Annotated in this window: 25 protein-coding genes and 1 tRNA gene; 19 read left to right on the forward strand and 7 right to left on the reverse strand. The window is 69.0% G+C overall.

Going from position 1 to position 22,536, the window contains the following annotated elements:
- Positions 1 to 18: 18 nt before the first annotated feature.
- Positions 19 to 2,148, forward strand: a complete 2,130-nt coding sequence (locus ACO06I_RS04185; RefSeq protein WP_421931354.1) for a sodium-translocating pyrophosphatase — start codon at positions 19 to 21, stop codon at positions 2,146 to 2,148.
- A 77-nt stretch (positions 2,149 to 2,225) separates the two neighbouring features.
- Here the strand turns inward: ACO06I_RS04185 and ACO06I_RS04190 are convergent, their stop codons facing one another.
- Positions 2,226 to 2,711: an outer membrane protein assembly factor BamE gene (locus tag ACO06I_RS04190; protein WP_421931355.1), complete on the reverse strand. Its 486-nt coding sequence runs from the start codon at positions 2,709 to 2,711 to the stop codon at positions 2,226 to 2,228.
- 105 nt (positions 2,712 to 2,816) lie between these two features.
- Between ACO06I_RS04190 and ACO06I_RS04195 the strand changes: the two genes are divergently transcribed.
- From ACO06I_RS04195 to ACO06I_RS04220, 6 genes are all read left to right on the forward strand, one after another.
- On the forward strand, positions 2,817 to 3,347 hold the full coding sequence (locus ACO06I_RS04195; protein ID WP_421931356.1) for a ubiquinol-cytochrome C chaperone family protein: 531 nt from the start codon (positions 2,817 to 2,819) through the stop codon (positions 3,345 to 3,347).
- Positions 3,344 to 3,874, forward strand: coding sequence for a YceD family protein (locus ACO06I_RS04200; protein WP_421931357.1), 531 nt, complete (start codon positions 3,344 to 3,346; stop codon positions 3,872 to 3,874). Before ACO06I_RS04195 ends, ACO06I_RS04200 begins: the two co-directional genes overlap by 4 nt.
- Positions 3,875 to 3,959: 85 nt before the next feature.
- Entirely contained in the window at positions 3,960 to 5,024 is a 1,065-nt protein-coding gene (gene plsX, locus ACO06I_RS04205; protein ID WP_421931358.1) for a phosphate acyltransferase PlsX, read from the forward strand.
- Positions 5,002 to 5,997: a beta-ketoacyl-ACP synthase III gene (locus tag ACO06I_RS04210; protein WP_421931359.1), complete on the forward strand. Its 996-nt coding sequence runs from the start codon at positions 5,002 to 5,004 to the stop codon at positions 5,995 to 5,997. The genes plsX and ACO06I_RS04210 overlap by 23 nt, the downstream gene beginning before the upstream one ends.
- A 135-nt stretch (positions 5,998 to 6,132) precedes the next feature.
- Positions 6,133 to 6,435: an integration host factor subunit alpha gene (locus ACO06I_RS04215; protein ID WP_304701856.1), complete on the forward strand. Its 303-nt coding sequence runs from the start codon at positions 6,133 to 6,135 to the stop codon at positions 6,433 to 6,435.
- A 12-nt stretch (positions 6,436 to 6,447) separates the two neighbouring features.
- Positions 6,448 to 6,873 carry a MerR family transcriptional regulator gene (locus ACO06I_RS04220; RefSeq protein WP_421931360.1) on the forward strand — a complete coding sequence of 142 codons (426 nt, stop codon included), beginning with the start codon at positions 6,448 to 6,450 and terminating at the stop codon, positions 6,871 to 6,873.
- Here the strand turns inward: ACO06I_RS04220 and ACO06I_RS04225 are convergent.
- Positions 6,870 to 7,355 (reverse strand): SRPBCC family protein, encoded by a 486-nt coding sequence (locus tag ACO06I_RS04225; protein ID WP_421931361.1) that lies wholly within the window; start codon positions 7,353 to 7,355, stop codon positions 6,870 to 6,872. The two genes, ACO06I_RS04220 and ACO06I_RS04225, sit on opposite strands and share 4 nt — an antisense overlap.
- A gap of 82 nt (positions 7,356 to 7,437) precedes the next feature.
- Here ACO06I_RS04225 and ACO06I_RS04230 point away from each other — a divergent pair.
- Positions 7,438 to 7,514 (forward strand) — tRNA-Pro (locus ACO06I_RS04230).
- Positions 7,515 to 7,559: 45 nt separating this feature from the next.
- On the opposite strand, the gene ACO06I_RS04235 is transcribed toward ACO06I_RS04230, so the two are convergent.
- On the reverse strand, positions 7,560 to 7,757 hold the full coding sequence (locus ACO06I_RS04235) for a DUF2842 domain-containing protein (RefSeq protein WP_421931362.1): 198 nt from the start codon (positions 7,755 to 7,757) through the stop codon (positions 7,560 to 7,562).
- 20 nt (positions 7,758 to 7,777) lie between these two features.
- Entirely contained in the window at positions 7,778 to 8,026 is a 249-nt protein-coding gene (locus tag ACO06I_RS04240; RefSeq protein WP_421931363.1) for a GlsB/YeaQ/YmgE family stress response membrane protein, read from the reverse strand.
- A gap of 137 nt (positions 8,027 to 8,163) precedes the next feature.
- Between ACO06I_RS04240 and ACO06I_RS04245 the strand changes: the two genes are divergently transcribed.
- Entirely contained in the window at positions 8,164 to 9,195 is a 1,032-nt protein-coding gene (locus ACO06I_RS04245) for a COX15/CtaA family protein (RefSeq protein WP_421931364.1), read from the forward strand.
- Here the strand turns inward: ACO06I_RS04245 and ACO06I_RS04250 are convergent.
- Entirely contained in the window at positions 9,192 to 10,601 is a 1,410-nt protein-coding gene (locus ACO06I_RS04250; protein ID WP_421931365.1) for an alkaline phosphatase PhoX, read from the reverse strand. The genes ACO06I_RS04245 and ACO06I_RS04250 overlap by 4 nt on opposite strands.
- A 230-nt stretch (positions 10,602 to 10,831) precedes the next feature.
- Between ACO06I_RS04250 and rplM the strand changes: the two genes are divergently transcribed.
- The 5 genes from rplM to ACO06I_RS04275 all read left to right on the forward strand — a co-directional run bounded on the left by rplM (position 10,832) and on the right by ACO06I_RS04275 (position 14,106).
- A complete protein-coding gene (gene rplM / locus ACO06I_RS04255; RefSeq protein ID WP_304701863.1) occupies positions 10,832 to 11,305 on the forward strand; it encodes a 50S ribosomal protein L13 in 474 nt (157 codons plus the stop codon).
- 4 nt (positions 11,306 to 11,309) lie between these two features.
- A complete protein-coding gene (gene rpsI, locus ACO06I_RS04260) occupies positions 11,310 to 11,780 on the forward strand; it encodes a 30S ribosomal protein S9 (protein ID WP_304701864.1) in 471 nt (156 codons plus the stop codon).
- Between the two features lie 96 nt (positions 11,781 to 11,876).
- The gene (gene argC, locus ACO06I_RS04265; RefSeq protein WP_421931366.1) at positions 11,877 to 12,824 is read left to right on the forward strand and encodes an N-acetyl-gamma-glutamyl-phosphate reductase; all 948 of its coding nucleotides are present in this window, start codon (positions 11,877 to 11,879) and stop codon (positions 12,822 to 12,824) included.
- A gap of 62 nt (positions 12,825 to 12,886) precedes the next feature.
- Positions 12,887 to 13,381, forward strand: a complete 495-nt coding sequence (gene msrB / locus ACO06I_RS04270; protein WP_421931367.1) for a peptide-methionine (R)-S-oxide reductase MsrB — start codon at positions 12,887 to 12,889, stop codon at positions 13,379 to 13,381.
- 146 nt (positions 13,382 to 13,527) lie between these two features.
- Positions 13,528 to 14,106, forward strand: coding sequence for a histidine phosphatase family protein (locus ACO06I_RS04275; RefSeq protein WP_421931368.1), 579 nt, complete (start codon positions 13,528 to 13,530; stop codon positions 14,104 to 14,106).
- Here ACO06I_RS04275 and ACO06I_RS04280 read toward each other — a convergent pair.
- Together ACO06I_RS04280 and phaC are read right to left on the reverse strand one after the other, a co-directional pair.
- On the reverse strand, positions 14,103 to 14,354 hold the full coding sequence (locus ACO06I_RS04280; RefSeq protein ID WP_421931369.1) for a UvrB/UvrC motif-containing protein: 252 nt from the start codon (positions 14,352 to 14,354) through the stop codon (positions 14,103 to 14,105). The two genes, ACO06I_RS04275 and ACO06I_RS04280, sit on opposite strands and share 4 nt — an antisense overlap.
- 1 nt (position 14,355) lies before the next feature.
- Positions 14,356 to 16,404, reverse strand: coding sequence for a class I poly(R)-hydroxyalkanoic acid synthase (gene phaC, locus ACO06I_RS04285; protein ID WP_421931370.1), 2,049 nt, complete (start codon positions 16,402 to 16,404; stop codon positions 14,356 to 14,358).
- A gap of 111 nt (positions 16,405 to 16,515) precedes the next feature.
- Between phaC and ACO06I_RS04290 the strand changes: the two genes are divergently transcribed.
- The 5 genes from ACO06I_RS04290 to recJ all read left to right on the forward strand — a co-directional run bounded on the left by ACO06I_RS04290 (position 16,516) and on the right by recJ (position 22,462).
- On the forward strand, positions 16,516 to 16,950 hold the full coding sequence (locus ACO06I_RS04290; protein ID WP_421931371.1) for a hypothetical protein: 435 nt from the start codon (positions 16,516 to 16,518) through the stop codon (positions 16,948 to 16,950).
- 109 nt (positions 16,951 to 17,059) lie between these two features.
- Entirely contained in the window at positions 17,060 to 18,280 is a 1,221-nt protein-coding gene (locus ACO06I_RS04295) for an LL-diaminopimelate aminotransferase (RefSeq protein WP_421931372.1), read from the forward strand.
- 82 nt (positions 18,281 to 18,362) lie between these two features.
- On the forward strand, positions 18,363 to 19,652 hold the full coding sequence (locus ACO06I_RS04300; RefSeq protein ID WP_421931373.1) for a homoserine dehydrogenase: 1,290 nt from the start codon (positions 18,363 to 18,365) through the stop codon (positions 19,650 to 19,652).
- Between the two features lie 51 nt (positions 19,653 to 19,703).
- Positions 19,704 to 20,657 carry a class II fructose-bisphosphatase gene (glpX, locus tag ACO06I_RS04305; RefSeq protein WP_421931374.1) on the forward strand — a complete coding sequence of 318 codons (954 nt, stop codon included), beginning with the start codon at positions 19,704 to 19,706 and terminating at the stop codon, positions 20,655 to 20,657.
- Positions 20,657 to 22,462 (forward strand): single-stranded-DNA-specific exonuclease RecJ, encoded by a 1,806-nt coding sequence (recJ, locus tag ACO06I_RS04310; protein WP_421931375.1) that lies wholly within the window; start codon positions 20,657 to 20,659, stop codon positions 22,460 to 22,462. Before glpX ends, recJ begins: the two co-directional genes overlap by 1 nt.
- Positions 22,463 to 22,536: the final 74 nt, after the last annotated feature.

Genomic DNA, 22,536 nt, shown 5'->3' on the forward strand with positions numbered 1-22,536 from the left:
AAAAGGGGCTTTCAGATTATGAGTTTAACGCTTGAGCTGGTGATCGCCGCCGGCTTCCTGGCCGTGCTCTACGGCATCGTCCAGACAGCATCGTTGATGCGGGCCTCGCCCGGCAACGCCCGCATGCAGGAAATCGCCGCGGCGATCCAGGAGGGCGCGCAGGCCTATCTGCGCCGCCAATACACCGCCATCGCCATGGTCGGCGTGGTGGTCCTGATCGCCGCCTATCTGCTGATCGGTCCGCTGGCCGCCATCGGCTTCGCCACCGGCGCCATCCTGTCGGGCGCCGCCGGCTTCGTGGGCATGCTCATCTCGGTCCGCGCCAACGTCCGCACCGCCCAGGCGGCCTCGGAAGGCCTGGCCAAGGGCCTGTCCCTGGCGTTCCGCTCCGGCGCCATCACCGGCATGCTGGTGGCCGGCTTCGCCCTGATCGGCGTGGCGGGCTACTACGCGGTGCTCACCGGTCCCCTGGGCCTGGAGAACACCAGCCGCGACGTGGTCGACTCCATGGTCGCCCTGGGCTTCGGCGCCTCGCTGATCTCGATCTTCGCCCGCCTCGGCGGCGGGATCTTCACCAAGGGCGCCGACGTCGGCGGCGACATGGTGGGCAAGGTCGAGGCCGGCATTCCGGAAGATGACCCGCGCAACGCCGCGACCATCGCCGACAACGTGGGCGACAATGTCGGCGACTGCGCCGGCATGGCCGCCGACCTGTTCGAGACCTACGCGGTGACCACGGTCGCCACCATGGTCCTGGCCGCCATCTTCTTCCGCGACAACGTGGAGGTGGTCACCAACATGATGCTGCTGCCGCTGGCCATCTGCGGCGTCTGCATCGTCACCTCGATCATCGGCACCTTCGCCGTGCGCCTGGGCAAGTCCCAGAACATCATGGGCGCCCTCTATCAGGGCCTCATCGTCACCGGCGTCCTGTCGGTCGGCGCCATCTGGTGGGTCATCAACAAGCTGGTCCCGGCCACCCTGACGGTGGGCGACAAGACCTTCGGTCCGCAGGAGCTGTTCTACTGCGGCATCGCCGGCCTGGTGGTCACCGCCCTGATCGTGGTGATCACCGAGTACTACACCGGCACCGGCTTCCGCCCGGTGAAGTCGGTGGCCAAGGCCAGCGTCTCCGGCCACGGCACCAACGTGATCCAGGGCCTGGCCATGAGCCTTGAGTCCACCGCGGCCCCGGCCATGGTGATCATCGTCGGCATCATCGTCACCTACGGCCTGGCGGGCCTGTTCGGCATCGCCATCGCCACCACGGCCATGCTGTCCCTGGCGGGCTTCATCGTCGCCCTGGACGCCTTCGGTCCGGTCACCGACAACGCCGGCGGCATCGCCGAGATGGCGGGCCTGCCGCCGGAAGTCCGCGTCACCACCGACGCCCTGGACGCCGTCGGCAACACCACCAAGGCGGTCACCAAGGGCTATGCGATCGGTTCGGCCGGTCTCGGCGCCCTGGTGCTGTTCGCGGCCTATACCGAGGACCTGAAGTACTTCGCGGCCAACGCCGAGCCGGGCTCGTTCTTCGACGGCCTGGGCGCTGTGGCCTTCGACCTGTCCAACCCCTACGTCGTGGTCGGCCTGCTGTTCGGGGGGCTGCTGCCCTTCCTGTTCGGCGGCATGTCCATGACCGCCGTGGGCCGCGCCGCCGAGTCGGTGGTGGAAGAGGTCCGCCGTCAGTTCCGTGAGAACCCCGGCATCATGACCGGGGAGGTGAAGCCGGAATACGGCCGCGCCGTGGACATCCTGACCAAGGCCGCGATCAAGGAGATGATCGTGCCCTCCCTGCTGCCGGTCTTCTCGCCGATCGTCCTGTTCTTCGTGATCAAGGCCATCGCCGGCAAGGTCGACGCCTTCGCCTCCCTCGGCGCCATGCTGATGGGCGTGATCGTGACGGGCCTGTTCGTGGCCATCTCGATGACCTCGGGCGGCGGCGCCTGGGACAACGCCAAGAAGCTGATCGAGGAAGGCCACTACGGCGGCAAGGGCTCCGAGGCCCACAAGGCCGCGGTGACCGGCGACACCGTCGGCGACCCCTACAAGGACACGGCGGGTCCCGCCGTGAACCCGATGATCAAGATCACCAACATCGTGGCTCTGCTGCTGCTGGCGGTCCTGGCCCACGGGGTGGTCGGCTAAGCCGACCCTCCAGCCGAAACGAACGACGCCCCGGAGAGCGATCTCCGGGGCGTTTTTCGTGCGATGCGGCGGCTCGTCTAGCGGCGGTCGCCCGGGCGGTTGCCGGGGACGCCGTCGTCCTGGTTGGGCAGCATGGTGCCGCGGCCGACGGTGCCGATCAGCTGTTCGAAGATGGTCAGCTCGCGGCCCCGGGTCGGGGTCTCACGGCCGTTGAAGGCGATGACCTTGCCGTCCTTCAGGCTGTACTGGTTGACGCTCTCCACCACCTCGGTGTCCTTGTTGAAGGCGATGGCGGTCACGTCGCGCCGCGTGGTCTTCGGCATGCGGAAGGCCACGGTCTCCTTGACCTGGTCGATATAGAACCAGACGTTCGGGTCGAAGGTCGAGGTGGCCGAGGGCGACCCCAGCCGCCCGCGGACCATCGACTTGGTGTCGGTCCCTACCTTGACGTCCTTCGGATTGGCGTCGATCGCCTGGAATCCGGAGTAGGTGGTGATCGGCGCGCAACCGGCCGTGGCCATGAGGCCGGCGGCGATAGCGGCGAAAGCGACACTGCGAAACATGTGCGGACCACACCCGTTCAATTTTCCTGGGCTTTGACCTATCGCTCGCGGCCCCTTACTGCAATGCCGCCCTTAAAGGCCCCTTCGGGCGAAATCGAGGCCAAGATGCTTCTGGACCGTTTGTTCCGCCCCAAGCCGACCCTCACCGCGGGTCGCGCCCTCTATGCCGGCGTGGTGACCCAGGCCCGGACGCCGGCCCTGTACGAGGTGCTGGGCGCCCCCGACACGGTGGAGGGACGCTTCGAGATCTACACCCTGCACGTCTTCCTGCTGCTGGATCGCCTGCGCCGCCAGGGGCCGCAGGCCAGCGACACCTCCCAGGCCCTGTTCGACACCTATGTCGCCTCCCTGGACGACGCCCTGCGCGAGATGGGGGTTGGCGACCTGTCGGTGGGCAAGAAGATGCGCAAGCTGGGGGAGGCCTTCTACGGCCGGGTGAAGTCCTACGAGACCGCCTTCGAATCGCTGCCCGACACCGCCGCCCTGAACGCCCTGCTGATCCGCACCGTCTACGCCGGGACCGATTCGGCGGCCCTGCCACGGCTGGCCGACTATGTGATCGCCCAGCGCGCCGCCCTGGCGGCCCAGCCCCTGGAGGCCCTTTTGGCCGGCGACGCCGTCTGGAGCCCCGCATGAAACGCGCCTGGAGACAGACGATTCGCCTGGGCGAGCTGTCCAAGGGTCCGGTGAAGCTGCGCCTGGAGCCCGACGCCGAGACCCGCGCCCTGATCGCCAAGGAGGTGGGGCTGGAGAGCCTGCCGGCCCTGACCGCCGACATCACGGTCCATCCCTGGCTGGACGGCGCCGAAATCCTCGGCCAGTTCGACGCCGTGGTGGAGCAGATCTGCGGGGTCAGCCTGGAGCCCTTCGAGCAGGCCCTGAGCGCCGACATCGAGTTCCGCGTCGTCCCGGCCGGCAGCCCCAACGCCCCGGCTGAGTCGGAGGCCGCCACCGTCGAACTGGAGTTCGACCCCGACGACCCCGATCCGCCGGACGTCCTGGCCGACGAGGAGATCGACCTTTCGGCCTACCTCATCGAGCACCTGGCCCTGGAGATGGATCCCTTTCCCCGTAAGCCCGGGGCGACCTTCGACTACCAGCCGGACACCACCGACCTTTCGCCCTTCGCCGCGCTCAAGAAGCTCAAGGGCGAGGGGGAATGAGCGCGCTCCGCCTGGGCGGTTTGCATCGTCCGGCCTGGGCTGTATCGTCCCGGCGCGGTCGCAATAGGGGGCTGGACGCAACGTTTTGACCCGAACCCTGGTCATTTCCATAGACGCGATGGGGGGCGACCACGGACCTTCCGTGACCGTGCCGGCCCTGGCGCTCGCCGCCAAGGCGATGCCGCCGACCACCCGGTTCCTGGCGCACGGCGACGAGGCCGTCCTCGCGCCTGAGCTCGGGCGCCACCCGGGCCTGGCGAGCCAGGTCGAGGTCCGTCACACCGACAAGGTCATCGCCTCGGACGAGAAGCCCGCCGTGGCCCTGCGCCGCGGCAAGGGCAGCTCCATGTGGAACGCGGTGGAGTCGGTGAAGACCGGCGAGGCCGTGGCCGCGGTCTCCTCGGGCAATACCGGCGGCCTGATGGCCATCTCCAAGCTGATCCTGCGCATGAGCGTCGACGTCGACCGCCCCTGCCTGGTGGCCAGCTGGCCCGGCGCCAAGGGCCTGACCACCGTGCTGGACGTCGGCGCCAATATCGACTGCGACGCCGAGCGGCTGGTGGAGTTCGCCATCATGGGCGAGGCCTTCCACCGCGCCTTCCACGGGGTGGCCAAGCCCACGGTGGGCCTGATCAATGTCGGGTCCGAGGACGTGAAGGGTCACGAGGAGGTGCGCCTGGCGCACGCCATCCTGCGCTCGGGCAGGTTCGACCTGGACTATCGCGGCTTCATCGAGGGCGATGACCTGTCGAAGAACACCGTCGACGTGGCCGTCACCGACGGCTTCACCGGCAACATCATGCTCAAGGCCGCCGAGGGCACCGGACGGTATGTGGAGGCCGAGCTGCGGGCCGCCCTCACCAGCTCCCTGATCACTACGGCGGGCGCCCTGCTGGCGCGGGCAGGCCTGCGCCGGTTCGGGCGGAAACTGAACCCGCCGCGCGCCGCGCCCCTCTTGGGCCTCAATGGCGTGGTGGTGAAGTCCCATGGGGGCGCCAAGGCCCAGGACTTCGCCGACGCCATCGCCATGGCCGCCAGCCTTTCGCAAAGCGACTTCGCCAGCGAGGTCGAAAAGAATATGACGCGGCTCACCGCCGCCGTGGCCGAGTCGAGCGCACCGGCCGTCGATGGAGCCGCAAAAGTTGACTAGAGTCCTGCGTAGCGTCGTGACCGGGGTCGGGGGTTATCTGCCCGACGAGATCGTCACCAATGCCGATTTGGCCAAGGTCGTCGACACCAGCGACGAGTGGATCATCGAGCGCACCGGCATCCGCCAGCGCCACCGCGCCGCGCCGGACCAGCCGACCTCCGATCTCGCCGTCGAGGCCGCCAGGCGCGCCCTGGCCGCCGCCGGCAAGACGCCCGCCGACGTCGACCTGATCATCGTGGGCACCACCACGCCCGACCTGACCTTCCCGGCGGTGGCCACCATCGTCCAGCGCAAGCTGGGCTGTCCGGTGGGCATCGCCTTCGACGTCCAGGCGGTGTGCTCGGGCTTCGTCTTCGCCCTCTCCACCGCCGACGGCTTTGTCGCTCGTAACCGGTCCAAGTGCGCCCTGGTGATCGGGGCCGAGAGCATGACGCGGCTGATGGACTGGACCGACCGCGGCACCTGCGTGCTGTTCGGCGACGGGGCCGGGGCCGTGGTGCTGGAACCGGGGGAGGGCGACGGCGGCACCGCCGACCGTGGCCTGCTGGGCTTCGCCCTGCGCGCCGACGGCGCCAAGCAGGACCTGCTCTATGTCGACGGCGGGGTCTCCACCAACGGCCAGATCGGCCACCTGCGGATGCAGGGCAACCAGGTCTTCCGCCACGCCGTGGTGAACATCTCCGAAGCCGTGGTCGCCGCGGCCGCGGACGCCGGCATCGAGGTGTCGGAGGTCGACTGGTTCATCCCGCACCAGGCCAACCAGCGCATCCTGGAGGGCGTGGCCCGCCGGCTGGGCATCGACGACAAGAAGGTCATCTCCACGGTGGCCAAGCACGCCAACACCTCGGCCGCCTCCATCCCGCTGGCGCTTGCCGAAGGGGTGGCCGACGGCCGCATCAAGCCCGGCCAGCTTCTGCTGATGGAGGCCATGGGCGGGGGCCTGACCTGGGGCGCCTGCGTGGTGCGCCTCTAGGCGAAAGCCTCAGCCGATTCCCCAATCTGCGCCTTGAAGTCTTTGACCTGATGCGACAATCAGGTCATGACGGTTCTCCGACGTTTTCTGCGATTGCGTCTCGTCGGTGGTGGTTCAGTAGGGGCAGGGGCGAGTATGAAGGGCGCGACGGTGACGCGAGCCGACCTGTGTGAGGCGGTTCACGAAGAAGTGGGCCTGACCCGCCAGGATTGTTCCGAACTGGTCGAACGTACGCTGGAACTGGCCTCCCAGGCGCTGGAGCGTGGCGAGCAGGTCAAGCTTTCGGGATTCGGCGTCTTCCAGGTCCGCGCCAAGCGCGCCCGCATGGGGCGCAATCCCAAGACGGGGGAGCCCGCGGCCATCGAGCCGCGCCGCGTGATCGGCTTCCGCGCCTCGCAGGTCATGAAGGCGCGAGTAGACCGCGCCCTCGGAAAGTAGCCAGGCGCCCCTGTGGCCAAGGGCCCGGACGCCTTTCGCACCATTTCGGAAGCGGCCGACGAGCTGGGCGTGCCCCAGCATGTGCTGAGATTCTGGGAGACCAAGTTCTCCTTCATCCGCCCGATGAAGCGAGCCGGCGGCCGCCGCTTCTACCGTCCGCAGGACATCGCGGTGCTGCGCGGGGTCAAGACCCTGCTCCACGACGATGGCTACACCATCAAGGGTGTCCAGCGCCTGCACAAGGAGCAGGGACTCAAGCGCCTGCTGGCCGCCGCCAACGGGGAGCGCGCGCCGTCCCCGCCGCCCGCCCGCGACGAGGGGCCGGTCCTAGGCCTGTCGGCCGTCCATCTCGACGCCGAGGGCCGCGAACGCCTGGTCTTCGCCCTCGACGACCTGCAGGCCGCCAAGCGACGCCTGGACGCCCTGTTGAGGCGCTAGGGATTGTCCGCCACGAAGGCCCTGTACCGCGCCAGCAGCAGCGGCCAGCCGCGTTCGCTGGCCATTTCGGCCCGATAGTCCTCCGCCCCCTCGCCATGGCGCTCGAAGGCGCGGTGGGTGAGGGTGACCGTCGTCGTTTCGCCATCGGCCACGAACAGCAGCTCGACGATGCTCGCCAGGTCGGGATTGGGCTGGGGCGTGGAGTCCGGGCCGATCTGCCACAGGAAGGCCAGGTGGCGGCCGGGATGGAACGTCAGGGTTCGGCCCCAGTCGACGCGGAAGCCGTGCGGACCGATCTCCGAGCACATCGCGCCCTCGGCATCGCCGATTCCGATGAAGTCGGGCGTCAGGCCGCCCTGGCCGCAATAGGTGTAGTCGGTCGGCCACCACGCGCCGAACCGGGCCTGGAACAGGTCGAAGGCGCGGTCGGGCAGGGCCGCGACGGTGAGGCTCAGCTCGATCGGTTCCATCACCTCAGCCATGCTCATCCTCAATGATCGCCGCGGCGGGAAATTCAGCTTGCCCATGCGCCGCAAGAGGTTAGAAGGGCCGCCTTGCCGATGTCGGAGCGTGGCGCAGCCTGGTAGCGCACTTGACTGGGGGTCAAGGGGTCGCAGGTTCGAATCCTGTCGCTCCGACCATCGGAAGGCCGAAGGGGCGCTCTCGCAAGAGGGCGCCCTTTTCGTTTACCGGCCCCGGTTCATCCAGGACAGCAGCGGCAGGATGGGCACGCCCCAGCCGATGCCGGCCACGGCGAAGAAGGCCAGCTTCAGGGCCCACTGGTCGGGCACGTACTCGCTGAGCGTGCTCATCCCCCAGATATAGGCGGCGAGGAAAACCAGGATGCCTATCCCGCCGACGAACTTCCGGACACGTGCGCTCATGGCGCCGGTATAGGGCGCGGCTAACGCCGGCGGAAGATGGCGAAGGGGGCGAGGAACAGGATCGAGCCCACGGTGGCGGCGATCAGGCTGCCGATGAAGCCCACCAGGCGGATCTCCAGACCCCCAGCGATCACCCGGCCCAGCATGGCGCCCACCAGGCCCACGGCCATGTAGACGAACAGGCTGTGGCGGCGGCCGAGCGCCAGGGCGGCGATCCACCCCGCCAGCATCCCGATCAGGATCTCGCCAAACAGCCCGACGCCGTCCATGAAATCGCCTCAACGCCCCCGTCTGGCTTGCTTTGACCATCCCCGGTTCGGATGACGCGCGCAAGCGTGGACGCGCGCCGGGGTCTCAAGGTAAGGGTCGCCCCAGGAACGCCTCGAAAGGCTCTTAGTCACCCCCCATGACGTCTTTTCTTCGCTCGGATCGGTCGCGGCCGGTCGCCATCTGGCTCTTCGCCGTCGCCCTCCTGGTCCTGGCCATGGTCGTGGTGGGCGGAGCCACGCGCCTGACGGACTCAGGCCTGTCCATCACCCAGTGGAAACCGGTCTCCGGCGCCCTCCCGCCGATGTCGGCCGGGGACTGGAACGAGGAATTCGCGCGTTACCGCGAGATCCCCCAGTACCAGCAGCTCAACAAGGGCATGAGCCTGGAGGCCTTTAAGGCCATCTACTGGTGGGAATGGAGCCACCGGCTGCTGGGCCGCCTTGTGGGCGCCGCCTTCGCCGTGCCCTTCGCCTATTTCCTGATCCGGCGGCAGATCCCCAAGCGGCTGATCTGGCGCTGCGCGGTGCTGTTCGGCCTGGGCGGGCTGCAGGGCCTGGTGGGCTGGTGGATGGTGGCCAGCGGGCTGTCGGACCGGGTCTCGGTGGCGCCCGAGCGCCTGACCCTGCACCTGGGCCTGGCCTTCGCCCTGTTGGCGGGGCTGGTCTGGACGGGGCTCGACGCCTGGACCGGCGCGCCGCGCCAGACCGTGCCCAGCCCCTGGAACCTGCGGGCCTTCGGCCTGGCCGGGCTGATCTATGTGCAAATCCTGCTGGGGGCCCTGGTGGCCGGCAACGACGCGGGGCTGGTCTATAACGACTGGCCGCTGATGAACGGCGCCCTGTTCCCCAAGGACTATGCGGGCGCCGGTCTCTGGGCGACCCTGGCCCACAGCCAGGGGGCGGTGCAACTCCACCACCGGCTGATGGCCTATCTGCTGCTGATCGTCGTCCTGGCGTCCGCCGTCGCCGCCCAGCGTTCCCGCTACCTGCCGGCCGGCGCCAAGGCCCTGGCCCTGGTGCTTGGGGGCGTGGTCGTGATCCAGGCGGGCCTGGGGATCGCCACCCTGATGGCCGGCGTCCCCCTCTGGCTTGGCCTGCTGCACCAGATCACCGCGGCCCTGCTGCTGGCCTTCGCCACCGCCTTCGCCTGGCGGGTGCGGCGGCCCTAGCTGCGGAAACTCGCCCACGGGCCGGTGATGGCCAGGGTCATCCCCGGCCAATAGACATTGACGAACATCGTCGTGCCGTCCGGCGAGAAGCAGACCCCCGCCAGCTCGGCGTTGGTGGCGGTGTCGCCCCCCAGCAGGGCGGCGTTGCGGGCCATGGTGTAGATCTTCCCCTGGGGCGTGATGGCGCGCAGGAAATTGACCCCGCCGATCTTGTCCTCACAGACGAAGAGGTGACCCCAGGGCGCCACGGCGATGTTGTCGCACATCTCCATCACCGCGATATCGGTGGGCTGGGCGAACAGCTCCAGCCGGCCGCCGGCGTCTTCGGCCTGGCCCTCCTGGGGGCTGGGGACATAGCGCATCACCTGGCCGCCGCCGGCCGGGCCGCCGCTGGTGCAGGCGAAATAGATCTCGCCCTGGCCGTAATAGATGCCCTCGCCGCGGGCGAACCAGGCCGCCCCCTTGGCGTGCCCGCGATAGCGCAGGTCCTCGTAAGGGTTATCGACGCCGTCCATGTCGACCCAGTGGACGGCCTTGGAGTCGCCGACCTTCCAGTAGGGGGTCTCCCAGTTGCGCGGATCGGCGTCGGCGCCCTCGGGCAGGCACAGGGCCTGGAGCCGGCCGCCCGCCGCCAGCCTCGTGCGGTCCTTGGGCAGGTAGCGGTAGAAGAGGCCGAACCCGTCGCCCATGTCCTCGGTCATGTAGACGACGCCCGTGCGGGGATCGATCGCGGCGGCCTCATGGCGGAAGCGGCCCATGTCCGTCAGCGGGATCGGATCGGCCAGACCCTTGCCCCGCGACGGGACCTCGAAGACCCAGCCGTGGTCCTTCTGGGCTTCCTGGCCCTTGTTCTGGGTGGTTTCCTCGCAGGACAGCCAAGAGCCCCACGGGGTGATCCCGCCGGCGCAGTTGGTGGAGGTGCCCGCCAGGCTGAGATGGGCGCGCTCCAGGGTCTTCTTGCGCAGATCGTAGACCAGGGTGGTGGTCCCGCCGCCGAAGGGCATGCCGTCGTCGCCCCGGTCATAGATCCGGTCGGCCGCGACCTTGCCGGCCAGGGCCCTGTCGGGGCCGAAAGCGGTGATGCGGGTGTCGGTGGGCTTGACCTCGTGGTTGCGCACCAGGGCGACGCGGTCGTTGTCCAGGGCGAAGCAGCCCATGCCGTCGGCCTTGAAGGGGGTGACCAGCCCGTCGCTCATGGGGTCGCCGGCCTTGGAGACCACGGTGTAGGAAAAGCCCTCCGGCAGGTCGAAGAGCCCCGCCGGATCGCGGCGCAGGGGACCATAGCCCGCCACCTCGCTCCGATAGCCCTCGACCCCCTTGTCCTGGGCGGCGGCGAAGCGGGAGAAGCCGGAGAAGGCGAGGGTGGCCGCGGTGGCGCGGATCAGCTGGCGTCGCGAGGTGAACATGGGGCATCCGGGCTGGGGCGCCGTGGCGGCGCCGCTTGCGCAGCTTGCACCACAGTCGCGTGACGTTCGTTTGACGCGGTATTCAAATACCCGATCTCGGAAACCCTTATGGCGTAAGGATTTCCGCCGATCGGCCGATCGGAACTGTTGACAGGCGGGGCCAGCCGACGTATCAGCGCGCCTCTTTCGTCGGGATCTCCTGGTCCCACCTCTATTACGGACCCGTTCCCATGATGAAGACGACGGCTTCTCTGAAGCCCGCCGACGTCACGAAGAAGTGGATCGTGATCGATGCCGAGAACGCCGTCGTCGGCCGCCTCGCCTCGTTCATCGCCATGCGTCTTCGCGGCAAGCACCGCCCTGACTACACCCCGCACGTGGATTGCGGCGACTATGTCGTCGTGATCAACGCCGACAAGGTGAAGTTCACCGGCAAGAAGCTGACCGACAAGATCTACTACCGCCACACCGGTCACCCCGGCGGCATCAAGCAGCGCAGCGCCGGCCAGATCCTGGACGGCAAGTTCCCGGAACGCATCCTGGAAAAGGCTGTCGAGCGCATGCTGCCCAAGGAAAGCCCCCTGGCGCGCGCCCAGATGACCCATCTGCGGCTCTACAATTCGCCCGAGCATCCGCATGAGGCGCAAGCCCCCGAGACCATCGCGTTCAAAGAGATGAACGCCAAGAACGTGCGGAGCGCGTAAGCAGATGTCCGAACCCCAAGGCTTCGAGGCCCTGCAAAGCCTCTCCTCGCAACCGGCCGCCGAGCCGGCCGTGCAAAAGATCGACAAGTTCGGCCGCGCCTACGCCACCGGCAAGCGGAAGAACGCGATCGCCAAGGTCTGGATCAAGCCCGGCAAGGGCGTGGTCACGATCAACGGCCGCGACCAGGAAATCTACTTCGCCCGTCCCGTGCTGCGCATGATGATCGCCCAGCCCTTCCAGGTCACCGACCGGGTCGGCCAGTTCGACGTCGTCGTCTCGGTGCAGGGCTCCGGCCTGTCGGGCCAGGCCGGCGCGATCCGCCACGGCCTGTCCAAGGCGCTCACCTACTATGAGCCGGGCCTGCGCCCGGTGCTCAAGCCGCACGGCTTCCTGACCCGCGACAGCCGCGTGGTCGAGCGGAAGAAGTACGGCAAGGCGAAGGCGCGACGCAGCTTCCAGTTCTCGAAGCGCTAAACCCGCGCGCGTTCACTCGCGTTTTGCAAAGGGGCGCTTCGGGAAACCGGGGCGCCCCTTCTGCTATCTGGAATTCGGCTCGATCAGGAGCAAGTCATGACCCACACGGTATTCATCGACGGCGAGGCCGGCACCACGGGCCTGCAGATCCGCGAGCGGCTGCTGGGCCGCGCCGACCTGCAGCTGCTCTCCATCGATCCGGCCAAGCGCAAGGACGCCGCCGCCCGCGCCGAGCTGCTGAACGGCGCGGACATCGTGATCCTGTGCCTGCCCGACGATGCGGCCAAGGAGGCCGTCAGCCTGATCACCAATCCGGCGGTGAAGATCGTCGATCCCTCCACCGCCCACCGGGTCGCGCCGGATTGGGCCTATGGCTTCCCCGAGGCCATCGTCGGCCAGCGCGCGGCGATCGCGGCCTCCAAGCGGGTGTCGAATCCCGGCTGCTACTCGACGGGGGCCATCGCCCTGATCCGCCCCCTGGTGGACGCTGGCCTGCTGCCGGCCGAGCAGCCTCTCACCATAAATGCTGTCTCCGGCTATTCCGGCGGCGGGCGGCAGATGATCGCCGAGTTCGAGGATGAGAGCGCGCCCGACTACACCACCGTCGCCTACCGGATCTACGCCACGGGCCTCTCCCACAAGCACGTGCCGGAGATCGCCGACCGCGGCGGCCTGGTCCACAGGCCGATCTTCACCCCGGCCGTGGGCCGCTATCACCAGGGCATGATCGTCGAGATCCCGCTGCACCTGTGGGCCCTGCCCAAGACGCCGAGCCTGGCCGACCTCCAGGAGGCCCTGGCCGAGCGCTATGAGGGCGAGCAGTTCGTGGAGGTCGCCTCCCTTGAGGAGGCGCAGGCCACCAAGACGCTGGATCCCGAGGGGCTGAACGGCACCAACCGCATGAAGCTGTTCGTGTTCGGCAACCCGGCCGAGGGCCAGGCCCGCCTGGTGGCCCTGCTGGACAATCTGGGCAAGGGCGCCTCGGGCGCCTGCGTGCAGAACATGAACCTGATGCTGGGCCTGGATGAGGCCGCCGGGCTCTAGGGGCTGTGGACGGGGAGGGGCGGGCGTGAAACCTTCGCGCGCTCCGCCACGTATGACCTGACATGACCCAGCTCCTCGACCGTCGCCGCTTCCTCGCCTGTTCGGCCCTGACCCTGGCGCTCGCGCCGGGCGCCTCGGCCCTCGCCGCGGCCCTGCCGGCGCCCGATCCAAAGTGGAAGAAGCTCACCGACGCCCAGTGGAAGGCGCGGCTGCCGGGCGACGCCTATCGCGTCCTGCGCCACGAGGACACCGAGCGGCCGGGAACCAGCCCGCTGCTGAAGGAGCACCGCAGGGGGACCTTCGTCTGCGCCGGCTGCGGCTGGGCCCTGTTCAAGAGCACGGCGAAGTTCGAAAGCGGCACCGGCTGGCCCTCCTTCTTCACCTCCATCGGCGGCGGCCTGATCAAGAAGCCCGACTTCGCCATCGGCATCCTGCGCACCGAATACCACTGCGCCCAGTGCCTGGGACACCAGGGCCACGTCTTCAACGACGGCCCGCGCCCCACCGGCCTGCGCTACTGCAACAACGGCGTGGCGCTGCGGTTCGTGCCGGGCTGACGAAGGTCCCCCTTCTGTGTCATCCCGGTTTCCGCGTCAGCGGAAGGCCGGGACCCAGACACACCGATCTTTCCTGAGGACCCCGCGCGTCTGGGTCCCGGACAAGCCTTTCAGGCTTTCCGGGATGACACCCTTGGAGAGTTTGAGTGCCACGCATCTACTATCTGACCCACCCGCAGGTGGTCATCGACCCCGCCGTCCCGGTGCCCCACTGGCCGCTGACGCCCGAAGGCCGCCGCCGCGCCGGCCTGTTCGCCGAGCGCCTGGCGGACGGGCGCGTCACGGCGGTCTGGTCCAGCGGTGAGCAGAAGGCCCTGGACGGCGGGGCGATCATCTCCACGCGCCTGGGCGTGCCGCACCGCATCGATCCGGACCTCGGCGAGAACGATCGCTCGGCCACCGGCTACATCGCCCCGCCGGAGTTCTGGGAGGTGGTGGCGCAGTTCTTCGGCAAGCCCGACGAAAGCGTGCGCGGCTGGGAGACCGCCCGCCACGCCCAGGACCGCATCGTCACCGCGATGCGCCGCCTGGCCCGCGACGAGCCGACCCGCGGCGACCTCGTGGTGGTGGCCCATGGCGGGGTCGGCGAACTGCTGATGGCCCACCTGCAGGGCGCGGCGATTGGCGAGCAGGACAAGCCCCAACACCCTGGCGGCGGGTGCTGGATCGAGATCGACCGGGCGAGCTTCGGGCTGGTGGCGGGGTGGCGGAATATCCCCGACTAGCGCTTCCCGCCGCGCGGCTTGTGGCCTCGGGTCATCAGGTCGGGCTTCGGCGGCGGCTTCCAGCCCTTCGGTGGCTTCAGCGCCTGCTGATCCGTGCCCACTCCCATCTGGCCGGGCTGCTGAATCCTGATCATCGAGCCGGGCTGCAGGGCCGCGATCTGGTCGCGCAGCGTCGCGGCCAGTTCGTATTCCTGATGGTCCATCGCCTGGGCCATCTCGCGCTGCAGCTCGGCGATGGTCTTGGTCACCCTAGGACTTCACCTTCACATAGGAGCCGGGCGCGTCCTCCAGGGGCTTGAGGGGCCCCTTGGCGGGGTCGCGGGCCGGGACCATGCCGCCGGACTTGGCCTTCAGCCAGGCCGCCCAGTGGGGCCACCAGGAGCCGGGGGTCTCCTTGGCCTTCTCCATCCATTGCTCGACGGTGGCCGGCAGCTCGGGGTTGGACCAGAACTGGTACTTGTTGGCCACCGGGGCGTTGATCACGCCGGCGATGTGGCCCGAGCCCGCCAGGGTGAAGGTCACCGGCCCGCCGAACAGCTTGGCGCCGCGATAGACCGATCGGGCCGGGGCGATGTGGTCTTCCTTGGACGACTGGACATAGACCGGGGTCTTCACCTTCGACAGGTCCAGCTTGATGTTGTCCATCACCAGGCTGCCGTTGGCCAAGGCGTTCTCGCCGTAGAACTTGCGCAGGTAGAACAGGTGCAGGGCCTTGGGCATGCGGGTCTGGTCGGAGTTCCAGAACAGCAGGTCGAAGGGCTTGGGCTCTTTGCCCATCAGGTAGTTGTTCACGAAGAACGACCAGATCAGGTCATTGGCCCGCAGGGAGTTGAAGGTCTCCGCCATGGCCTGGCCTGACAGCACGCCTCCGGCGGCGTCCATCTGCTTCTCCAGGTCGCCCAGCCAGTCCTCGTTGGTGAACAGCAACAGGTCGCCGGCCTCGGCGAAGTCCTGCTGGGCGGCGAAGAAGGTGGCCGAGGCGATCCGTTTGTCGCCCTTGGCCGCCATGTGGGCCAGGGTCGCCGAGAGCAGGGTGCCGCCGATGCAGTAGCCGACGGTGTTCACCTGACTGACGCCGGCCTGCTTCATGGCCGCCGCCGTGCCCTCGTAGATGCCCTGCTGCATGTAGTCTTCGAAGGTCTTGGCGGCCATCTCCACGTCCGGATTGACCCAGGAGGCGACGAAGACGGTGATTCCCTGGTCGGTGAGCCAGCGGATCATCGAGTTCTCGGGGCGCAGATCCAGGATGTAGAACTTGTTGATCCAGGGCGGGAAGATCACCAGCGGGATCTCGAAGACCTGTTCCGTGGTCGGGTTGAACTGCAGGAGCTGCAGCACCTGGTTCTGGAACACCACCTTGCCCGGGGCGGTGGCGACGTTCTCGCCGATCTTGAACATGTCGTAGTCGGTCTGGCTGATGGCCAGCTGGCCGCCGCCGCGGGTCAGGTCGGCGGCGAAGTTCTCCATGCCCTGCAACAGGCTCTGTCCCTGGGTCGACATGGCCTCGCGCAGGGCGGCCGGGTTGGAGACCAGGAAGTTCGAGGGCGAGAAGGCGTCGGTGAGCATCTTCATGAAGAACTCGACCCGGCGCTTGGTCATCGGCTCGACGCCGTCGACCTCGGAGACCAGGGCGTTCAGCCAGTTGGAGGTGACCAGGTAGGACTGCTTGATCACGTCGAAGACCGGATTGTCGTTCCAGTCGGGATCGTTGAAGCGCTTGTCCCCCTTGGCCGGGGTGACGATGGGATCGACGGTCTCGCCCGCGGCGCGGCGGGCGGCGGTCTGCCAGAGCTCCAGATAACGCTGGAAGAGGTCGGCCTGGGCGCGGACCAGGCGGTCGGGCTGGGAGGCCAGCCGGCCCATGACGTCGGTGAGGGCGGGGGCCACGTGGAAGGGGTCGGGCTGCAGGGCGGCCGGACGCTCGGCCTGGCGAAGCGCCGCCTCGGCGATGGCGCCCTGGGCGGTGAGCGCGGCGCGGGCCAGGTTGGCCGACAGCTTCTCCATCATGTCCCGCTGCTCAGGCGTCAGCTTGGCGGGCGGGAAGTCCACCGTGGCGCCGAAGGCGGCGGCGGCGGCGGGGCTCACCCTGGGCGGCGCCTCGGGGCGAGGCGCCCCGGCCTGGGGCTGCTCGACGCGGGGCGCCTCGGCGCGCGCCGCCTCCGGCTTGGCCTTGGGCGCCTTGGTCTTGGGTTCGGCGGTCTTGGTCTTCTTGGGGGAGGCCTCGGCCTTGGCGGCGGTCTTGGCCTTGTCCGACGACTTGGCCTTGGCGGCCTTGGTCTTGGTCGGCTGCTTGCTCATGACCGTCTTCTCCCGTGTTGTCTTCAAGGCTTGGCGCTCGCGCTCTTTCGCCCGAAGCAATCATGGCATAAGACCAGCGCCTAGATGAACGCGTCGCCTAGACTTTTCGTGATGAGTCGCCTCGGAACCTTTCGGACCGGGCTGTTGGCCTGCGTCTGCGGCGCGAGCCTGCTCGGCGGCTGCGCCGTCTCCAACCCCTTCGTGACCGCCAAGGTCGATCCGAGCTCACCGATCGCCGCCCAGGTGGCCAGCGCGGCCCGCGCCCGCACGACCTATCCCACCTTCGCCGACATTCCCCCGGTTCCCGCCGACGTGCGCCCCTTGCCAGCCTTCGGCCGCGCCGCCGACGAGCTTGAGGTGGCCGGCGCCCAGCTGATGCGCGAGACCGCGCCCTCGACCTGGACCCTGACCGGCACCGAGGCCTTCGCCGGCCGCGCCCGCGACATGGCCGGTCCCGAGTCGGAAGCCATTTCCACCACGGCGGAGACCGAAGCCTTCGCCAAGGCGCAGCGGGCGCGAGCTACACCGCCTCCGCCGCCCAGATAGGCCCGCGGAGGCGAACGAATTTGAACCTGCTTGGCGGGGCCCCGTACGGGGACCAGCCATGTGCGACTTCAGCTCCCTACCGCCGCGAGGCACGCGGCCCGAGCTCAAAATGACCCCCGAATTCCATCGTATCCGACGCCTTCCGCCCTACGTCTTCGAAGAGGTGAACCGCATCAAGGCGCGACTGCGCGCCCAGGGTGTGGACATCATCGACTTCGGCATGGGCAATCCCGACATGCCGACGCCCAAGCACATCGTCGACAAGCTGATCGAGACCGCCCGCGACCCCAAGGCCGGGCGTTACTCGGCCTCCAAGGGCATCGTCGGCCTGCGCCGCGCCATGGCCGGCTACTACAAGAAGCGCTTCGGCGTGACCCTGAACCCCGACACTGAGGTGATCGCCACCCTGGGGTCGAAGGAGGGCTTCGCCAACCTGGCCCAGGCGCTCACCGCCCCCGGCGACGTGATCCTCTGCCCGAACCCGGCCTATCCGATTCACGCCTACGGCTTCATCATGGCCGGCGGGGTGATCCGTCACGTGCCGGCCCCGTCGCCGGAGGAGTACCTGTCGGGCGTCAGCGCCGCCATGCGCCACTCCAGCCCGGCCCCCAGCGTCCTGATCCTGTCCTATCCGTCCAACCCGACGGCCCAGTGGGTGGACCTGGACTTCTACAAGGAGGCCGTGGCGCTGGCGAAGAAGCACGACCTGCTGGTGCTCTCCGACATCGCCTATTCCGAGATCTATTTCGACGACAACCCGCCGCCCTCCATCCTGCAGGTGGACGGGGCCAAGGACATCGCCGTCGAGGTCAATTCCCTGTCCAAGACCTACGCCATGGCCGGCTGGCGGGTCGGCATGGTGGTGGGCAATGAGCGCATGTGCGCCGCGCTCGCCCGGGTGAAGTCCTATCTCGACTACGGCGCCTACACCCCGATCCAGGTGGCCGCCGCCGCGGCCCTGAACGGTCCCCAGGACTGCGTCGACGAGATCCGCGCCACCTACAAGAGCCGTCGCGACACCCTGGTGACCTCCATGAAGCGGGCCGGCTGGGACATCCCGTCGCCCCCCGCCTCGATGTTCGCCTGGGCGCCTCTGCCCGAGCAGTACAAGGACGCCGGCTCCATGCTGTTCGCCAAGCTGCTGATCGAGGAGGCCGGCATCGCCGTCGCCCCCGGCGTGGCCTTCGGCGAGTACGGCGAGGGCTATGTCCGCATCGGCCTGGTGGAGAACGAACACCGCATCCGTCAGGCCGCGCGCAACGTGAAGAAGTTCCTGGCCAATTCCGAGGAAATCCTCGGCCGGGCCCACAACACCCTGGCGGCTCAATGATCGTCCTTCGCCGAGGCTGCGGAGGACATGGCCGTGTGGATGGAGGATCAATCCTCCGAAGCTCTGAAGGAGCGTAGGACGGATGAGTGGTAAAAACTGGCGTATCGGCGTCGCGGGCCTGGGGACGGTCGGCGGCGGATTGCTGAACTTCCTGTCCGACCGGCCGGGCTTCGCGCCCGCTGGCGGCCAGGCCGTGGTGACCGGGGTCTCGGCGCGCTCGCGCTCGCGGCCCCGGCCCTTCGACATCTCAAACCTGCCCTGGTTCGACGATCCGGTGGAGCTGGCCCGGTCGCCGGACAACGACCTGTTCGTCGAGCTGATCGGCGGCTCCGACGGCCCGGCCAAGGCCGCGGTGGAGGCGGCCCTCAACGCCGGCAAGCCGGTGGTCACCGCCAACAAGGCCCTGATCGCCGAGCACGGGGCGGAACTCGCCCTGCTGGCCGAGTCCAAGGGCGTGCCCCTGTTGTTCGAGGCCGCCGTCATGGGCGGCACCCCGGCGGTGAAGATGCTGCGCGAGGCCATGGTCGGCGACGACATCAAGTCGGTCGCCGGCATCCTCAACGGCACCTGCAACTTCATCCTGACCGAGATGGACTCCGGCGGCCGCGCCTTCGCCGACGTGCTGGCCGAGGCCCAGCGCCTGGGCTACGCCGAGGCCGACCCCACCATGGACGTCGGCGGCTTCGACGCCGCCCACAAGATCTCCATCCTGGCGGCGCTGGCCTTCGGCTGCGCGCCCACCTTCGCCGCGGCGGAGATCGAGGGCATCGACGGCGTCGACCTGATGGACATCAAGCTGGCCCGCGACCTGGGCTACCGGGTCAAGCTGGTGGCCTCGGCCGACCGTTCCCCGGACGGCGTGCTGGTGCGGGTGCATCCTTCGCTCGCCCCCATCAACCACCCCCTGGCCCAGGCCGGCGGGGCGCTGAACGCCCTCTTCATCGAGGGAACCCGGATCGGCACCATCTATATCCAGGGCCCCGGCGCCGGGTCTGGCCCCACCGCCGCGGCCGTGGCCGCCGACATCGCCGACGTGATGACCGGCGCGGTGCGCCCGGTCTTCCAGAAACCGGCCGGCGAACTCAAGCCCTTCACCCCGGTCGACCCCTCCAAGAGCATGGGCCGGGCCTATCTGCGTTTCATGGTCAAGGACGAGCCCGGCGTCATCGCCGCGGTCTCCGAAACCCTGGCCGAGGCGGGGGTCTCCATCGAGAGCTTCCTGCAGAAGCCGGTGGAGAACGCCGACGGCGTGCCCATCGTGCTGACCACCCACGCGGTGGCCGAATCGGTGCTCACGGCGGCGATCGACCGCATCGCGAATCTGCCCTCGGTGCTGGAGAGGCCACGGCTGTTGCGCATCGCGCGCATCTGAGAATCTCACGATAGTCGCCGGCTATGCCGGATTCCGGCAGGAGACGTGTTCATGAGTTCCGAAATTCTGGATCGCGGGCTGGTCATCGACGCCGTCCGGGTGACCGAGATCGCCGCCATCGCCGCCTGGAAACTGGTGGGCCGGGGCGACGAGAAGGAAGCGGACCAGGCGGCTGTCGACGCCATGCGCACGGCCCTGAACGACCTGGACATCGACGGTGAGATCGTGATCGGGGAGGGCGAACGCGACGAAGCCCCCATGCTCTACATCGGCGAGAAGGTCGGCCGGGGCAAAGGCCCCAAGATCGACATCGCCCTCGACCCGCTGGAAGGCACCACCCTGACGGCCAAGGCGATGGCCAATGCGCTCGCCGTGATGGCCTGGGCGCCCAAGGGCACCCTGCTGAACGCCCCCGACACCTATATGGACAAGATCGCCTGCGGCCCCGGCTATCCGGCCGGGATCATCGATCTGGACAAGAGCGCCGCGCAGAACGTCCAGGCCCTCGCCGAGGCCAAGGGTGTCGAGGCGACCGAGATCACCGTCTGCATCCTGGACCGACCCCGGCACGCCGAACTCATCGCCAGCGTCCGCTCCGTGGGCGCCAGGGTCTATCTGATCACCGACGGCGACGTGGCCGGGGTGATGAACACCGCCGACCCCTCCACCGGCGTCGACCTCTATGTCGGCCAGGGCGGGGCGCCCGAGGGGGTGCTGGCCTGCGCGGCGCTGAAGTGCGTGGGCGGCCAGTTCCAGGGCCGCCTGGTGTTCCGCAACGCCGACGAGAAGGCCCGCGCCCGGCGGATCGGCATCACCGACTTCGACCGCAAGTACGACCTGCACGAGATGGTCCGCGCCGACGCCATCTTCTCGGCCACCGGTGTGACCAACGGGGCCCTGCTGGACGGCGTTCACTATGAGGACGGCTTCGTCCACACCCACACCATCGTCATGAACTCCGCCACCCAGACCGTGCGCGAAGTGCGGATGAAACGGCCCGTGTGATGGCCGACGGCTCCACCCCGGCGGGCTATCTGGGCGTCACCAGGTCGCTCAGCGGCCGGCTGTGGCGCGAGCGGGCCGCGGACCCCGAGACCGTGCGCCGTCATGAGATGGCGCTGGGCCTGCCCGAGCCCCTGGCCCGGGCGCTCGCCTCCCGCGGGGTCGAGGACGGCGGGGGCCAGGACTATCTGAACCCGACCCTCAAGGCCCTGTTCCCCGATCCCTCCAGCTTCATGGACATGGACAAGGCCGCCCAGATCCTGGTGGACGCCGTGGCCAAGGGCCGCCCCATGGCGGTGTTCGCCGACTACGACGTGGACGGGGCCTCCAGCGCCGCCCAGCTGGTGCGGTGGACCCGCGCCATGGGGGCGCCCCTGCGCATCTACGTCCCCGATCGTATCACCGAGGGCTATGGCCCGTCGCCGGCCGCCTTTCGCCGCCTGAAGGACGAAGGCGTCGAGCTGGTGATCACCGTCGACTGCGGCGCGGCGGCCATGGAGGCGGTCACCTACGCCGTGGAGATCGGGTTGGAGGTGGTGGTGATCGACCACCATCTGATGCGCGGCGATGAGGTCCCGCCCGCCACCGCCCTGGTCAATCCCAACCGGCCCGGCTGCGGGTCGGGGCAGGGGGTGCTGGCCGCCGCGGGCGTCACCTTCGTCCTGCTGGCCGCCCTCAACCGCGAGGCCCGCAAACAGGGCCTGTTCAGCCCCGAGCGCCCCGAGCCCGATATCCGCCAGTGGCTGGACCTGGCCTGCATGGGGGCCATCTGCGACGTGACCCAGCTGGTGGGCTTCAACCGGGCCCTGGCCTCCCAGGGGCTGAAGGTGATGTCCGGCTGGCGCAATCCCGGCCTCAAGGCCCTGTTGGAGGTCGCCAAGAGCCAGGGGCCGGCCAGCGCCTTCCATGTGGGCTTCGTCCTGGGGCCCCGCATCAACGCCGGCGGCCGCATCGGCCGCGCCGACCTGGGCGCGCGCCTGCTCTCCACCGACGACCCCCGCGAGGCGGCGGACCTGGCCGCCGAGCTCGACGCCCTGAACGCCTCACGCAAGGAAGTCGAGCGCGAGGTGCTGGAGGAGGCGGTGCGGATCATCGAGCGGGAGAGCAACCAGGCCGACCTGCCGGTGCTGCTGGTGGCCGCCGACGACTGGCATCCCGGCGTGATCGGCATCGTGGCCGGACGCCTGCGGGAGCGCTATCGCAAGCCGGTGATGGTCATCGGGATCGACCGGGCGGCCAATGTCGGCAAGGGCTCGGGCCGGTCCCAGCCCGGCGTGAACCTCGGACGCGCCGTCCAGGCCGCCTATGAGGCGGGCCTGCTGATCGCCGGTGGCGGCCACGCCATGGCCGCGGGACTCAGCATCAAGCCCGACACCATTCCCGACCTGCGCGCCTTCCTCTGCGAGCGCCTCGCCGACGAGAGCCAGGTCGCCGCGGCCGAGGACGGCCTGGACATCGACGCCCTGATCACCACCGGCGGGGCCGACCGCGCCCTCTATGCGAGCTTCCAGCGGATGGCGCCCTTCGGCCCGGGCAATCCCGAGCCGGTCTTCGCCCTGTCCGATGTCCGCGTGGAGCGGGCCATGGCGCTCAAGGGTGGCCATGTGCGGGTCACCCTGACCGATCGTTCCGGCGGCAAGCTGAAGGCCGTGGCCTGGCGCTCGGAGGGCACAGAGATCGGGGCCCGCCTGCTGGCGGAGGGCGGGGGCCTGCACGTGGTCGGCCGTCTGAAGCCCGACGATTGGCAGGGGCGTTCCAGCGTCGAGCTGGAGATCGAGGACGTCGCCGACCTGCGCCGGGTGGGGTGAAGCGCGACCATTGTGGGGAACTGCGACAAGTCTGGCTCAGTGCGCTTGCGCACCCCCAGGAACGCAGATATAGA

It is taken from the genome of Phenylobacterium sp. (assembly GCF_965229015.1).
In the GTDB taxonomy this organism is placed as follows: Bacteria; Pseudomonadota; Alphaproteobacteria; order Caulobacterales; family Caulobacteraceae; genus Phenylobacterium.